At 72.6% G+C, this 13,802-nt stretch carries 14 protein-coding genes and 1 tRNA gene; 9 read left to right on the top strand and 6 right to left on the bottom strand.

Features of this window, described 5'->3' with window-relative positions; all coding sequences use genetic code 11:
• Positions 1-27 precede the first annotated feature (27 nt).
• Positions 28-115: transfer RNA gene (locus tag HEP81_RS30340), tRNA-Leu, on the top strand.
• 67 nt (positions 116-182) lie between these two features.
• Entirely contained in the window at positions 183-1,907 is a 1,725-nt protein-coding gene (gene polX, locus HEP81_RS30335; RefSeq protein ID WP_037661942.1) for a DNA polymerase/3'-5' exonuclease PolX, read from the top strand.
• Positions 1,908-2,076: 169 nt separating this feature from the next.
• On the opposite strand, the gene HEP81_RS30330 is transcribed toward polX, so the two are convergent.
• Positions 2,077-3,378, bottom strand: coding sequence for a phosphoribosyltransferase family protein (locus HEP81_RS30330; protein WP_037661941.1), 1,302 nt, complete (start codon positions 3,376-3,378; stop codon positions 2,077-2,079).
• Between the two features lie 9 nt (positions 3,379-3,387).
• Positions 3,388-3,705, bottom strand: a complete 318-nt coding sequence (locus HEP81_RS30325) for a dsRBD fold-containing protein (RefSeq protein ID WP_037661940.1) — start codon at positions 3,703-3,705, stop codon at positions 3,388-3,390.
• A gap of 147 nt (positions 3,706-3,852) precedes the next feature.
• Between HEP81_RS30325 and HEP81_RS30320 the strand changes: the two genes are divergently transcribed.
• Positions 3,853-4,227, top strand: coding sequence for a YchJ family protein (locus HEP81_RS30320; protein ID WP_106980053.1), 375 nt, complete (start codon positions 3,853-3,855; stop codon positions 4,225-4,227).
• A gap of 35 nt (positions 4,228-4,262) precedes the next feature.
• On the opposite strand, the gene HEP81_RS30315 is transcribed toward HEP81_RS30320, so the two are convergent.
• Positions 4,263-4,964, bottom strand: a complete 702-nt coding sequence (locus tag HEP81_RS30315) for a FadR/GntR family transcriptional regulator (RefSeq protein WP_037661936.1) — start codon at positions 4,962-4,964, stop codon at positions 4,263-4,265.
• 141 nt (positions 4,965-5,105) lie between these two features.
• Here HEP81_RS30315 and HEP81_RS30310 point away from each other — a divergent pair, with 141 nt between their 5' ends.
• Positions 5,106-5,630, top strand: coding sequence for a gluconokinase (locus tag HEP81_RS30310; protein ID WP_037661933.1), 525 nt, complete (start codon positions 5,106-5,108; stop codon positions 5,628-5,630).
• 36 nt (positions 5,631-5,666) lie between these two features.
• Complete coding sequence (locus HEP81_RS30305; RefSeq protein WP_037661932.1) at positions 5,667-7,064, top strand: GntP family permease; 1,398 nt, start codon at positions 5,667-5,669, stop codon at positions 7,062-7,064.
• Positions 7,065-7,136: 72 nt separating this feature from the next.
• Here HEP81_RS30305 and HEP81_RS30300 read toward each other — a convergent pair whose 3' ends face one another.
• From HEP81_RS30300 to HEP81_RS30290, 3 genes are read right to left on the bottom strand one after another with little or no spacing between them, the layout of a single operon-like run.
• Positions 7,137-7,775 carry a cytochrome b/b6 domain-containing protein gene (locus tag HEP81_RS30300; RefSeq protein WP_037661931.1) on the bottom strand — a complete coding sequence of 213 codons (639 nt, stop codon included), beginning with the start codon at positions 7,773-7,775 and terminating at the stop codon, positions 7,137-7,139.
• Entirely contained in the window at positions 7,759-8,475 is a 717-nt protein-coding gene (locus HEP81_RS30295) for a molybdopterin-dependent oxidoreductase (protein WP_037661929.1), read from the bottom strand. The genes HEP81_RS30300 and HEP81_RS30295 overlap by 17 nt, the downstream gene beginning before the upstream one ends.
• A gap of 52 nt (positions 8,476-8,527) precedes the next feature.
• On the bottom strand, positions 8,528-9,508 hold the full coding sequence (locus tag HEP81_RS30290; RefSeq protein ID WP_037661927.1) for a hypothetical protein: 981 nt from the start codon (positions 9,506-9,508) through the stop codon (positions 8,528-8,530).
• A 397-nt stretch (positions 9,509-9,905) separates the two neighbouring features.
• Between HEP81_RS30290 and HEP81_RS30285 the strand changes: the two genes are divergently transcribed.
• The 4 genes from HEP81_RS30285 to HEP81_RS30270 all read left to right on the top strand — a co-directional run bounded on the left by HEP81_RS30285 (position 9,906) and on the right by HEP81_RS30270 (position 13,754).
• Entirely contained in the window at positions 9,906-10,802 is an 897-nt protein-coding gene (locus HEP81_RS30285) for a DMT family transporter (RefSeq protein WP_051850566.1), read from the top strand.
• Positions 10,803-10,844: 42 nt separating this feature from the next.
• Positions 10,845-11,378, top strand: a complete 534-nt coding sequence (locus HEP81_RS30280; protein WP_037661926.1) for an NUDIX hydrolase — start codon at positions 10,845-10,847, stop codon at positions 11,376-11,378.
• Between the two features lie 133 nt (positions 11,379-11,511).
• Positions 11,512-12,534 carry a phosphotransferase family protein gene (locus HEP81_RS30275; RefSeq protein ID WP_037661924.1) on the top strand — a complete coding sequence of 341 codons (1,023 nt, stop codon included), beginning with the start codon at positions 11,512-11,514 and terminating at the stop codon, positions 12,532-12,534.
• Between the two features lie 5 nt (positions 12,535-12,539).
• Positions 12,540-13,754, top strand: a complete 1,215-nt coding sequence (locus HEP81_RS30270; protein ID WP_037661922.1) for an acyl-CoA dehydrogenase family protein — start codon at positions 12,540-12,542, stop codon at positions 13,752-13,754.
• Positions 13,755-13,802: the final 48 nt, after the last annotated feature.

Here is a 13,802-nt window from a genome sequence, read left to right as displayed (position 1 = left end):
GGGAAAACCGCGCACGACAGACACCTTGTCCGGGTGGCGGAATGGCAGACGCGCTAGCTTGAGGTGCTAGTGCCCTTTATCGGGCGTGGGGGTTCAAGTCCCCCCTCGGACACCAGTGAAGGCCCCTGCTCTGCGGGGGCCTTTCGCATGCCCGGACGCCGCCGGGTTCCTAGACTCGATATGTGGCCCGGGTCAATGACGAGGTCGAGGCGGTTCTGCGGGAGTACGCGGATCTCATCGCGATCACCGGAGGTGACGCGTTCAAGGCGCGTGCCTACGAGAAGGCGGCGCGTGCCGTCGGGGGGTTTCCGGCGGATGTCTCGAAGCTCGACGAGAAGGGGCTGCGGGAGATTCCGAATGTGGGGCGGTCGATCGCCGAGAAGGTGGTCGAGTATCTGCGGACCGGGAAGATGGCGGCCGTCGAGGAGCGGCGGGCCAGGATTCCCGCCGGGGTGCGGGAGTTGATCACCATCCCGACGCTCGGGCCGAAGAAGGCGCTGCGGCTGTACGAGGATCTGCACATCTCCTCGGTGAGCGAACTGGCCGCGGCGATCGAGGCGGACCGGCTGGCCGATCTCAAGGGGTTCGGGGAGAAGACGCAGGACAACATCCGGCACGGGATCGAGCTGCTGCGGGGGGCCGGGGCGCGGGTGCCGTTGGCGCTGGCGCTGGACACCGCCGAGGGGATCGTCGGCGCGCTGGAGGAGGTGACAGGGTGCCGGCGGTGCGCGTACGCGGGGTCGCTGCGGCGGATGCGGGAGACCGTCGGGGACCTGGACATCCTGGTGGCGGCGAGGAAGTCGGCGCCGTTCATGGCGGCGCTGTGCGAGCTGCCGGACACCGCCGAGGTGATCGCGCGGGGGACGAAGAAGACGTCCGTGCGCACCGGCAAGGGGCTTCAGGTGGATCTGCGGGTGCTGCCGCCGGAGTCGTGGGGCGCGGGGCTCCAGTACTTCACCGGGTCCAAGGCGCACAACATCCGCACCCGGACGATCGCCGTGCGCGAAGGGCTGAAGCTGTCGGAGTACGGCGTGTTCGACGCGGAGAGCGGGGAGTCGCTGGCGTCGCGCACCGAGGAGGAGGTGTACGCGCGGCTCGGGCTGCCGTGGATCGTGCCGACGCTGCGGGAGGACCGCGGGGAGATCGAGGCGGCGCTGCGCGGGGAGCTGCCCGAGGTGGTGACCGAGCGGGACGTCCGCGGTGATCTGCACACCCATACGGATCTCACCGATGGTCTGGCGTCCCTGGACGCCATGGTGGAGGCGGCGGCGAAGCGCGGGTACGCGTACTACGCGGTGACCGATCACGCGCCGGATCTGTATATGCAGCGGATGACGGACGAGAAGATCCTCGCCCAGCGGGAGCGGCTGCGGGAGCTGGACGGGGCGCATCACCGGATGCGGCTGCTGCACGGCACCGAGCTGAACATCGGACCGGACGGCGGGCTCGACTGGCCGGACGAGTTCCTGGCCGGTTTCGATCTGTGCGTGGCCTCGCTGCACTCGCATTTCGACCTCGGTCGCAAGGCGATGACGCGGCGGCTGGTACGGGCGGTGGAGAACCCGTACGTGAACATTCTCGGCCATCCGACCACCCGGCTGATCGGCCGGCGGGCGGGGGTGGACGCGGACTGGGACGAGGTGTTCGCGGTCTGCGCGCGCACGGGGACCGCTCTGGAGGTCAACGCCCAGCCGGACCGGCTGGACCTGGGGGACGAGGACATCCTGCGGGCGCGGACGCACGGGGTGCGGTTCGCGGTGAACACCGACGCGCACTCGGTGCCGCAGCTGGCGCAGCTGCGGTACGGCATCGGCACCGCCCAGCGCGGCTGGCTGACCCCGGACGAGGTGATCAACACCTGGCCGCTGACCCGGCTGCGGCGGTTTCTGCGCAAAGGCGGTCGCTGAGCCTCAGGGAGGGACGACGAGGACGCCGTCGAGTCCCGGCTCGACGCGGGCGCCGGGTCCGCGCGTCGAGGGGCCCGCGCAGGGACGGCGGGTTCGAGGCGCGTCCGGCGGGCCTGGAAGAGCAGCGGTCTCGGGGCGCTCAGCCGCCCGGTGCCGGGGTGGGGAGGCGCTAGACGTGCGCGGGTGCCAGGTGGTCCGTGAACCAGTCGCGGGCCAGTTCGGTCACCCTCTCCAGCGTGCCGGGTTCCTCGAAGAGGTGGGTGGCGCCGGGGACGGTCTCCAGCCGGTTCTCGCAGCGAAGCCGGGAGCGCGCGTCCCGGTTGAGGTCGAGGACGAGTGGGTCGGCGCCGCCGACGATCAGCAGGGTGGGCGCGGTGACCTCGGGGAGCCGGGGTCCGGCGAGGTCGGGACGGCCGCCCCGGGAGACGACGGCGGCGGGGTGCCCCTCGACGGCGGCCCACAGGGCGGCGGCCGCGCCGGTGCTGGCGCCGAAGTAGCCGAGGGCGAGGCCGGCGGTCGCGGGCTCAGCGCGCAGCCAGTGGGTGGCGGCGAGCAGTCGGCCGGCCAGCAGCGGGATGTCGAACACGTTGTCGCGGTCCCCCGCTTCCGCGTCGGTGAGCAGGTCGAACAGCAGGGTGCCGAGCCCGGCGCGGTGCAGGCCCTCGGCGACCTGTCGGTTGCGGGGGCTGTGCCGGCTGCTGCCGCTGCCGTGCGCGAAGGCGATGACGCCGGTGGCGCCCTCGGGCACGGTCAGGCCGCCGCCCAGCCGCACGGCTCCCGCGGGCACGGTCACCTCCCGCTCGGTGGCCCGGCCGCTCGGTCCGGCGCTCGGACGACGTCGCCGTGCCCGGCGCAGACATGCCGTGACCTCCGCGTCCTCGGTCTGGGTGAAGTCGTCGTAGAACTGTCCGACGGCGGCGAAGTCCCAGGGTGTCTCCAGGCAGACGACGTCGTCGGCGTCGCCGCCGAGGCGGCGGGCGACGTCGCGGGGGGCGACGGGGACCGCGAGCACGATACGGGCGGCGCCGCGGGCGCGGGCGACCCGGCAGGCGACCCGGGCGGTGGAGCCGGTGGCCACCCCGTCGTCGACGACCACGGCGGTGCGGCCGGTGAGCGGCACGGAGGGGCATTCGCCCCGGTAGCGTTCGGCGCGTTCGGCGAGCACCCGGCGCTCGCGCTCCTCGATCCGGGCGAGTTCGTCCTCGCGGACGCCGGTGCCGCGCAGCACGTCCGCGTTGAGCACCCGTACGCCGTCCTCGCCGATCGCGCCCATCGCCAGTTCGGGCTGGTACGGCACCCCGAGTTTGCGCACGAGGCAGACGTCAAGCGGGGCGTCCAGGGCGGCGGCGACCTCGGCGGCCACCGGTACTCCCCCGCGCGGCAGTCCGAGCACCACCACGTCCGGGCCCCGCAGCTGTTCCAGGCGGGCGCCCAGTCTGCGCCCCGCCTCCAGGCGGTCGGCGAACCGCACGGCGGCACCTCACTCCCGGGGCAGCCAGAGCGGTGTGGGGCTGCTCTCCGTGTCGATCGCGCCCAGCGCCCGCATGTCGCCGTTGGCCGCGCGCACCAGCAGCCGGCCCATGGCGATCAGGGCACGTCCGGCGGCGAGTTCGTCGCCGATCTCGGGTATGTCGCGGTCGTACGGGTTGCGGCGGGCCTCGGCGTGGCTCTCCAGGACGTTGTCCCCGGTGTCCAGGACGATCCGGGCCGTGGTGTCCGGGTCGTGCTCGGACAGGTACAGGTTCAGCCGCCACTCCTTGACGGCCGGCGGGTGATGGCTGCTCACGGGTCGGGTCATCGTCCGTCCCTCCTCCTCGCGGCGCGGGCCCCCGGGCCGTACGTCCGCCGCGGGTCCGCCCGTTCTCCACTGTGCACCCGCCCGGCGGCGGACGCCTCCCCTGCCCCGGGCCCGGTGCGCCCGTCCCGTCCCGGCACAATGGGGCGCATGACCACGCGTACCTGCCCCTGCGGACTGCCGCAGTCCTACGACGCCTGCTGCGGCCGTTTCCACTCGGGCGCCGCGGGCGCGCCGACCGCCGAGCTGCTGATGCGCTCGCGGTACTGCGCCTTCGTCAAGGGGGACCCGGGGTATCTGCTGCGCACCTGGCATCCGCGGACCCGGCCGGAGCGGCTCGCCCTCGATCCGCGGATGCGGTGGACCGGTCTGGAGATCCTCGACGGCACCGACGGGTCCGCCTTCCACGCCACCGGGACGGTGACCTTCCGCGCCTCCTACCGGGGCGGCTCGCTGCATGAGCGCAGCCGGTTCGAGCGGGTGGACGGGGCGTGGGTGTACGTGGACGGGGACTTCCTGGACTAGGGCCTCTCGTTTGGATCATGCCGGGCTCACCCCGGTCAGGGCGCCAGGATGTCCAGTTCCTGGAGCGCGCCCACGGTGATCTGCCGGGTGAGTTCCTCGGCGCGGACCGCGTCCCGGGCGCGCACCGCCTCGGCGACCCGCACATGCAGGGTGACGGCCGCCGGGTCGGGGTCCTCGAACATGACCTCGTGCTGGGTCCGACCGGTCAGCACCTCGGCCACGACATCGCCGAGGCGGGCGAACATCTCGTTGCCGGAGGCGGTGAGGATGACCCGGTGGAAGGCGACGTCGTGGAACAGATACTCCGCGAGCCGGTGGCCGCGTGAGTGGGCGACCATGCCGAGCGCGCACTCGGTGAGTTCGGCGCACTGCTCGGCGGTGGCGTGCCGGGCCGCGAGTCCGGCCGCGGCCGGTTCGATCGCGGAGCGCAGCACGGTGAGCGAGCGCAGCTGGTGGGGGCGGTCGGCGCCGGCCAGCCGCCAGCGGATGACCTGCGGGTCGTAGACGTTCCACTCGCTCTTGGGGCGGACGGTGACGCCCACCCGGCGGCGGGACTCGACGAGGTGCATGGATTCGAGGACCCGCACCGCCTCGCGCATCACGGAGCGTGACACCTCGAAGTGCTGAGCGAGTTCGTCGGTGCGCAGGATGCTGCCCGGCGGGTACTCGCCCGCGGTGATCGCGGGGCCGAGGCTGTCCAGTACGCGGCCGTGCAGCCCCCGGCCCGGTGTGCTCATGCACTCAGCGTACGGCGTAGGTCACGGAAACAAAAAGTCAGACTTATACATCACAGACTCTTGAATTCGTCGTACGTAATGGGTTTCAGTGTGGCGACGCCGCTGTGGCGTCGGATGTCGAGGAAGACAGCGAGGCAGTACATGCGAACCCCCCAGGTCGTCGTCGTGATGGGCGTCGCGGGGACGGGCAAGACCACGATCGGTCCCCTGCTCGCCGCGCGGCTGGGCGTCCCGTACGCCGAGGGCGACGACTTCCACCCCAAGGCCAACATCGACAAGATGACGGCCGGGATCCCGCTGGACGACAGCGACCGCTGGCCCTGGCTGGACGCCATCGGCCACTGGGCGCACGGGCGGGCGGGGCTCGGTGGGGTGGTCAGCAGTTCGGCGCTGAAGCGGGCGTACCGCGACCGGCTGCGGGCGGTGGCGCCCGGGGTCGTGTTCGTGCACCTGACCGGCGACCGGAAGCTGATCGAGGACCGGATGGCGCACCGGCAGGGCCACTTCATGCCGACCGCGCTGCTGGACTCGCAGTTCGCCACGCTGGAGCCCCTCGGGCCGGACGAGGCGGGCGTCGCCGTGGACGTCACCGGCGGCCCCGAGGAGATCACCGAACGCGCCGTCCTGGCGCTGGACGGGCTGTCCACCGCATCCGCGTCGCAGTAGCGCTCCCCTAACTCCCCGTAACCGCAAGGAACCCCCGTGACCAGACTCAGCGTCGAGATGCTGGCAGCGGACGCCCCTCCGCCGATCTCCACCGCAGGACACGCCCAGCTGGGCATCGCCGTCCTGGTGGGCATCGCGGTGATCGTCCTGCTCATCACCAAGTTCAAGCTGCATGCCTTCCTGGCGCTGACCATCGGGTCGCTGGCGCTCGGCGCGGCCGCCGGCGCGCCCCTCGACAAGGTGCTCACCAGTTTCACCACCGGGCTCGGCGCCACGGTCGCGAGCGTCGGTGTGCTGATCGCGCTGGGCGCCACGCTCGGCAAACTGCTCGCCGACTCCGGGGGCGCGGACCAGATCGTGGACACGATCCTGGCCAGGGCGAGCGGCCGGGCGATGCCATGGGCGATGGTGCTCATCGCCTCCGTGATCGGGCTGCCGATCTTCTTCGAGGTCGGCATCGTGCTGCTGATCCCGGTCGTGCTGATGGTCGCCAAGCGCGGCAACTACTCCCTGATGCGCATCGGCATCCCGGCGCTGGCCGGTCTGTCCGTGATGCACGGTCTGATCCCGCCGCACCCCGGCCCGCTGGTCGCGATCTCCGCACTGCACGCCAACCTGGGTGTGACGCTGGCGTTCAGCATCCTGGTCGCAGTCCCGACGGTGATCGTCGGCGGCCCGCTGTTCTCGAAGGTCGCGGCCCGCTGGGTGGACGTCCCGGCGCCCGAGCGGATGCTGCCGCAGCGGCCCTCGCAGGAGCTGACCCGCCGTCCGAGCTTCGCCGCGACGCTCGTGACCATCCTGCTGCCGGTGGCGCTGATGCTGCTCAAGGCGCTGGTGGACATCGTCATCGACGACCCGGCGAACACCACGCAGCGCGCCTTCGATGTCATCGGCGCCCCGCTGATCGCGCTGCTCGCCGCGGTGATCGTCGGCTTCTTCACGCTGGGCCGGCCCGCCGGGTTCAGCAAGGAGCGGCTCCAGGCCACGGTGGAGAAGGGCCTGATGCCGATCGCCGGCATCCTGCTGATCGTGGGCGCGGGCGGCGGCTTCAAGCAGACGCTGATCGACTGCGGTGTCGGCCAGATGATCCTGGACGTCTCCAAGAGCTGGTCGATCCCGGCGGTGCTGCTGGCCTGGCTGATCGCCGTGGTGATCCGGCTCGCGACCGGCTCGGCGACGGTGGCGACGGTCTCGGCGGCCGGTCTGGTCGCCCCGCTCGCGGCCGACATGTCGACCGCGCACACCGCGCTGCTGGTCCTGGCGATCGGCGCCGGCTCGCTCTTCTTCAGCTTCGTCAACGACGCCGGGTTCTGGCTGGTCAAGGAGTACTTCGGACTCACCGTCGGCCAGACCGTCAAGACCTGGTCGATCATGGAGACGATCCTGTCGGTGGTCGGCGGTGCGCTGGTGCTGGTGCTGTCACTGGTGGTGTAGCGACGGCGGTACGACGACGGAGGCCCGCCCCCTTGCTTCGGGGGGCGGGCCTCTTCGTGGGCCGGGACCCGTTCAGGGGCGCTGGCGGGTTCGCCACAGCGGGTGCTGCCGTTTCGCCCACTCCTGGCTGACCGTGCCCGTGCGCAGCCCCTCTCTCGCCTCCGGGTCGCCCAGCGCCATGCCGATATGGCCGGCCAGGACGACCGCGATGGTGAGGGCGAGCCAGTCGTGGACGAAGGTGGCGGAGGTGCGCCAGACCAGCGGGGCGAGATGGGTGAACCACATCAGCAGGCCGGTGCCGAGCATGACCAGGGTCGCCCCGGCGATCCAGGCGGCGTAGATCTTCTGCCCGGCGTTGAACTTGCCCGCCGGGCGCACCTGTCGGCGTCGGTCGCGGCGCAGGGCGGCCCGCAGCCAGACCTTGTCGTGCGGCCCGAACCGGTTGAGGAAGCGCAGATCGGCGCGGAAGGCGCGGGAGGCCAGGCCCAGCAGGACGGGGACGGGCAGCGCGAGCCCGGCGCACTCGTGGACGCGGACGACCAGGGCGCGACGGCCGACCAGGACGGCGAGCTGGGGGATGTAGAGGACGGCCGCGGTCGCCACGCACACGCCCATCAGCGCGGCCGTGGTCCGGTGCACCCAGCGTTCGGCCCGGGAGAAGCGGCGGATCCGGGCGGCGGGCGGGGCCGGGGTGTCAGCTCGTAGGCTCATCGGTGCGTCCGTTCGAACGGCCGACCCAGGCATCGACGTCGTACCCCAGGTTCTCCCAGTAGCCCGGCTCGACGCGGTCGGTGACGGCGATGCCGGAGAGCCACTTGGCGGACTTGTAGAAGTACATGGGCGCGACATAGAGGCGGACGGGGCCGCCGTGGTCGTGGCCGATGTCCTTGTTCTGCATGCGCAGGGCGACCAGGACGTCCGGGCGGCGGGCCTGGTCGAGGGTGAGGCTCTCGCTGTAGGTGCCGTCGAAGCAGGTGAAGCGGATCGCCTTGGCACCGCGGCGGACCCCGGCCGCGTCGAGGAGGTCGGCGAGGCGTACGCCCTCGAAGGGGGTGCCGGGGACCCGCCAGCCGGTGACGCACTGGACGTCCTTGACCAGCCGGGTCTGCGGCAGGGCGCGCAGCTCGGCGAGGGTGTAGGCGCGGGGGCGGTCGACCAGGCCGCCGACGGTCAGACGGTAGTCCGTGGCGTTCTTGTCGGGGACGGAGGCGGCGACCGAGTAGTAGCGGAAGCCGCCGCCGTTGGGCAGCAGACCGGTCAGGCCCGTCGGGTCCTTGCCCGCGACGCCCTCCAGGGCGCGTTGCAGGGTGGGCGCGGCGAGCACGCCGAGGGCGCCCAGGCCGAGGGTGCCGAGGAAGACACGGCGGCCGACGGGGGTGCCGTCCCGCTCCTCGGGGGGTTCGGGGTTCACCTCCTCATTCGAACACCGGTCTCGCGGGGTGGCCAGGGAATCGGGGCCGTGGTCAGGGATTCGTAAGGAATGCAGAGGCGCGGGCCGCGCGGAAGGCGGCGCGCGGGTCGCGGTGCGGGTAGCTCCAGGGAGCCCGGGTGGCGTGGGCGCCGATGCGCCGGAAGAGGACGGCGGCCTCGGCCGGGCGGCCCGCGCAGGACAGCGCGAACGCCAGGTGGTTGAGGTCGATGTGGCGGCGGGGGTGTTCGTCCTGCTCCCACTCCAGCCACCAGTCGAAGCCGGCCCGCAGGATCCGGCGGGCGCGCGGCCCGGACCAGTGCGCCGAGGCGGTGGGGTCGGCCGGGGCGAGGCCGGTGCCGGCGAGCACCCGGTAGCGCTCGGCGAGGGCGACGACCGGCAGCACGGCCAGCGGGGAGTCGGCGGGGGCCTCGGCGGCGGCCAGCTCGGCGAGGTCGTACACCTCATGGGACTCGTACCGCCCGCCCGAGGGCCGTTCGGCGAGGCGGGCGACGAGGAGGTGGTGAGCGTGGTGGTGCTCGGGGTGGCGGCGGCGCACCTCGGCGAACACGTCGAGGACCTCGCGCTCGGGCCCGACGATCCGGGCGAGCCGGAGCAGCCCGAGCCAGGGGGTGGGGTCGGCGGGGGCGAGCGCGGCGGCCCGCTCGCACGCCTCGCGGGCCCGCTCGGGGTTCTCCCGCCCGCGCAGGGCGCGCTGGACACGGGCGAGGGCGAGCAGGGCCGCGGCGTCCGGGGAGCCGGGTTCGGCCTGGAGCCAGTCCCAGGCCCAGGCGGCGGCGTACGGCTCGCGGGCGAGCGCGGTCAGCCGGTGGCCCCGGCGGTCCCAGTCGTCGCCGGTGTGCAGCAGCAGGGAGCGGGCGGCCTGGCGGCGGCCCTGGAGCAACGCGGCGCGGGCGGTCCGCAGTTCGGCGTCGTCCAGGGCGTCGTCGTAGCCGCCGGGGAGGTCCGGGGCGGTGGCGCCGGAGGGGGCCGTGCGGGCCCGGCGCTCGTCGAGCAGGGGCGGGAGTGGTGACACCGCAGGACTTCCTGTTTCTCGGGCTGCCATCGGCCGATCACACACAGCAAACCCGCAGGCCAAGGTTTGCGTCAAGCGGAATGCTGATGTTAGTGGGTTCAACTACCGTTCGTGGCAGGGAAATTGGGGTAGACGCGCGGATACGTGACCGACCGTGCGGCCGAGCCGGAACCGGTGCGGGACCGGCGCGGGGTGCGGCGCTGTGGTGTACGCCATGCCGTCACGCGGCCCGTCGTGGCGAGCCGTGTGGCGTACGCCATGGCGCCCCGCGCCCCCGGCGCCGACCATGGCGGGTCAACCGCCCCTTTCCGGGTTCTTCCGGGGCAATGCCGTCCCGGGGGCGCTACAGTCGGCCACTACGCGTCCGTGGTCCGGCCGGATGATCGAGGTACGCAGCGTGTCGGTTCTGGTTCTCCTCCTCGCCGTGAGCGCGGCCTGCTGTCTGGGCCTCGGCTTCGTGCTCCAGCAGAACGCCGCGCAACAGGCGCCGCCGAGCGACTTCCTGTCACTGCGGCTGCTGCTCGACCTGATGCGGGTGCCGCGCTGGCTGGGCGGTCTCGGGCTGATGGTGGCCGGCATGGTGCTGGGCGCGGTGGCCCTCGGCAAGGGTGAGATCTCGCTGGTGGAGCCGCTGCTCGCGACCAATCTGCTGTTCGCGCTCGCGCTCTCCCGCTACCAGACCAAACAGCCGCTGGGACGGCAGGGTTGGGCGGGGCTGCTGCTGCTCGCGGGCGGGGTGAGCGCGTTCATCACGGCGGGCGAGCCGCGGGCCGGTGACGCCGTCGCCGATCCGCTGCGGCACTGGCTGATCATCGGCGTGGTGGTGGGCGTGGCCCTGGCCCTGACGACGTACGCCAAACGCTCGCGGCTGAACTGGGCCGCCGTCCTGCTGGCCCTCGCCGCCGGGCTGCTCTACGGGGTGCAGGACGCGCTGACCCGGGTCAGCGGCACCCTCTTCTCCGACGGCGGCTTCGCGGAACTCTTCACCAGCTGGCAGCCGTACGGCGTGTTCGTGTGCGGGGTCACCGGTCTCGTGCTGGTGCAGAGCGCGTTCGAGACGGCGCCGCTGCGGATGTCGCTGCCGGCGCTCACCGCGGCCGAGCCGCTCGCCGGGATCCTGTGCGGGGTGGGCTTCCTCGGCGACCGGCTGCGCACCGACACCGGGGCGCTGGCCTGGGAGGCGGCCGGGCTCGCGGGTGTGGTCGCGGGCATCGTGCTGCTCGGGATGCACCCGGCGATGCCCTGCGGCACGACGGAGTCGGAGCCCCCGGCCCATGAACTCCAGCGCCGCTGAAGCACTCCCCCGCGGCCCGCGCCGCCGTGCTTGGATGAGGGCATGAATCCTGCTGACGAGATCCTCGACGTCGTCGACGAACACGACCGCGTCGTCGGGCAGTTGCCGCGCGGTGAGGTGTACCGGCGCGGGCTGCGCCACCGCTGTGTCTTCATCCAGGCCCGGGACGCGGCCGGCCGGCTCTTCGTGCACCGGCGCACGGCGACCAAGCTGGTCTTCCCCGCCCTGTACGACCCGTTCGTCGGCGGGGTCGTGGGCGCGGGCGAGTCCTATGACGAGGCGGCGCTGCGGGAGGCCGAGGAGGAGCTGGGCGTGTCCGGGCTGCCCCGGCCGACACACCTCTTCACGTTCCTCTACGACGACGGCGCCGGGAAGACCTGGTGGTCGGCGGTGTACGAGGTGCGCTGCGAGCTGCCCGTGAACCCGCAGGTGGAGGAGGTGCAGTGGCACGCCTTCCTCTCCGAGGCGGAGGTCGAGGCGCGCCTCGGCGAGTGGGAGTGGGTGCCGGACGGCCTTGCCGCGTACGAGCGGCTCGCGGAGTTCCGCGCCGGGAACACCGGGAACGCCGAGAACTGAGCCTCCCGCGCACCCGGAACCCGGTGGTCCCCGTCACGTTTCCCGTCCGGTTCGCCGCACACACTGGACGACATACCGACCGGTCGGCATCATGAGTCGAGTCCTGATATCCGACCGTTCACAGGAGTGACACATGAGCGCCGACCACCCGCCCGGACTGGACCTGGACCGGCTGCGCGCCCTGCTGGAGCGGGAGCGCCCGGGGCTGGTGCGGGGGCCGCTCACCGGGCGGCTGATCGAGGGCGGCCGGTCGAACCTCACCTACGCGCTCTCCGACGGCACCTCGAAGTGGGTGGTGCGCCGCCCGCCGCTCGGCCATGTCCTCGCCACCGCGCACGACATGAAGCGCGAGCACCGGGTGATCAGCGCCCTGCACCCCACCTCCGTGCCGGTCCCGGCGCCGGTGCTGCTGTGCGAGGACGAGGAGGTTCTCGGCGCGCCGTTCTACATGATGGAGTTCGTGGCGGGCACGCCGTACCGCACCTCCGCACAGCTCGCCCCGCTCGGCGAGCGGCGGGTGCGGGGCGCGGTGCTGTCCCTGGTGGACACGCTGGTCGAGCTGCACGCGGTGGACCCCGCCGAGGTGGGCCTCGGCGACTTCGGCCGCCCGGAGGGCTATCTGGACCGGCAGCTGCGCCGCTGGGGCAAGCAGCTGGACGCCTCCCGCAACCGCGAGCTGCCCGGCATCGACGAACTCCACGCCGAACTGGGCCGGGGGCTCCCCGGCTCGCCCGCCGCCACCGTCGTGCACGGCGACTACCGGCTGGACAACGTGCTGATCGGGGCGGACGACCGGATCACGGCGATCCTCGACTGGGAGATGTCCACGCTCGGCGACCCGCTGACCGACCTCGGGCTGCTGGTGATGTACAGCCGCTCCCTGGAGCTGCCGAACTCGCCCGTCTCCACCACCGCCGAGGCACCGGGGCACCCCGCGCCCGAGGAGCTGATCGAGCGGTACGCGGCGCGCTCCGGGCGGGATGTCTCGGCCGTCTCCTGGTACGAGGCGTTCGCGTTCTTCAAGCTCGCCGTGATCCTGGAGGGCATCCACTACCGCTTCACGCTGGGCCAGACCGTCGGGCGCGGCTTCGACCGGATCGGCGAGCTGGTGCCCGTCTTCATCGACCACGGACTGACCACCCTTCAGGAAGGCTGACCGTCATGGACTTCGCGTTCGACGCGCGTACCGAGGAGATGCGGGCCAAGCTGCTCGCCTTCATGGACGAGTACGTCTACCCGGCCGAGCCGGTCGCCGAGGAGCAGCGGGCCGCGCTGGCCTCGCCGTGGGAAACCCCGGCGGTGGTGGAGGAGCTGAAGGCGGAGGCACGCAGGCAGGGCCTGTGGAACCTGTTCCTGCCCGACGAGGAGTACGGCGCGGGCCTGACGAACCTCCAGTACGCGCCGCTCGCCGAGATCACCGGCCGCTCCCCGCACCTGGCGCCCACCGCGACCAACTGCGCGGCGCCCGACACCGGGAACATGGAGGTGCTGGCGCAGTTCGGCGACGAGGCGCAGAAGAAACAGTGGCTGGAGCCGCTGCTCGCCGGTGAGATCCGGTCCGCGTTCGCGATGACCGAGCCGGAGGTGGCCTCCTCGGACGCCACCAACATCACCACCCTGATCGAGCGGGACGGCGACGAGTACGTCATCACCGGCCGCAAGTGGTACATCTCCGGGGCGATGAACCCGGACTGCCGCGTCTTCATCGTGATGGGCAAGACGGACCCGGACGGCGCGGACATCCGCCGCCAGCAGTCCATGGTCCTGGTCCCCCGCGACACGCCCGGGGTGACCGTCCGGCGGGCCATGCGGGTGTTCGGCTACGAGGACCACTCGCACGGCGGACACGCCGAGGTGGTCTTCGACCGGGTGCGGGTGCCGGTGACCAATCTGATCGGCGAGGAGGGCGGCGGCTTCGCCATCGCGCAGGCCCGGCTCGGTCCCGGCCGGATCCACCACTGCATGCGGCTGATCGGCATGGCCGAGCGGGCGATCGAGCTGATGTGCCGGCGCGCGGTCTCGCGTACGGCGTTCGGCAAGCCGCTGGCCCAGCAGGGCGTGGTGCAGAACTGGATCGCCGACGCCCGGGTGACGGTCGAGCAGCTGCGGCTGCTGGTGCTGAAGACGGCCTGGCTGATGGACACCGTCGGCAACCGGGGCGCGCACACCGAGATCCAGGCCATCAAGATCGCCACACCGCGCGCGGTGGTCGACATCCTGGACCGGGCGATCCAGCTGCACGGCGCGGGCGGGGTGAGCCAGGACTTCCCGCTGGCCGAGGTCTACGCCGCCGCCCGCACCCTGATGCTGGCCGACGGCCCGGACGAGGTGCACCAGCGGTCGCTGGCGCGGCGGGAGCTGAAGAAGTACCTGTAGGCGGACACGAGTGAGGGGCGGCCCGCGAAAGGGGCCGCCCCTCACCGG

It is taken from the genome of Streptomyces griseofuscus (assembly GCF_014673495.1).
Classification (GTDB): Bacteria; Actinomycetota; Actinomycetes; order Streptomycetales; family Streptomycetaceae; genus Streptomyces; species Streptomyces murinus.
This window is presented reverse-complemented; position numbering and strand designations above follow the sequence as displayed.

Coding starts and splice junctions, on each gene's coding strand:
- HEP81_RS30310 (WP_037661933.1), top strand. CDS start 5,106: ATGCGAACCCCCCAGGTCGTCGTCGTGATGGGCGTCGCGGGGACGGGC.
- HEP81_RS30315 (WP_037661936.1), bottom strand. CDS start 4,964: ATGAGCACACCGGGCCGGGGGCTGCACGGCCGCGTACTGGACAGCCTC.
- HEP81_RS30280 (WP_037661926.1), top strand. CDS start 10,845: ATGAATCCTGCTGACGAGATCCTCGACGTCGTCGACGAACACGACCGC.
- HEP81_RS30300 (WP_037661931.1), bottom strand. CDS start 7,775: ATGAGCCTACGAGCTGACACCCCGGCCCCGCCCGCCGCCCGGATCCGC.
- HEP81_RS30325 (WP_037661940.1), bottom strand. CDS start 3,705: ATGACCCGACCCGTGAGCAGCCATCACCCGCCGGCCGTCAAGGAGTGG.
- HEP81_RS30320 (WP_106980053.1), top strand. CDS start 3,853: ATGACCACGCGTACCTGCCCCTGCGGACTGCCGCAGTCCTACGACGCC.
- HEP81_RS30270 (WP_037661922.1), top strand. CDS start 12,540: ATGGACTTCGCGTTCGACGCGCGTACCGAGGAGATGCGGGCCAAGCTG.
- HEP81_RS30275 (WP_037661924.1), top strand. CDS start 11,512: ATGAGCGCCGACCACCCGCCCGGACTGGACCTGGACCGGCTGCGCGCC.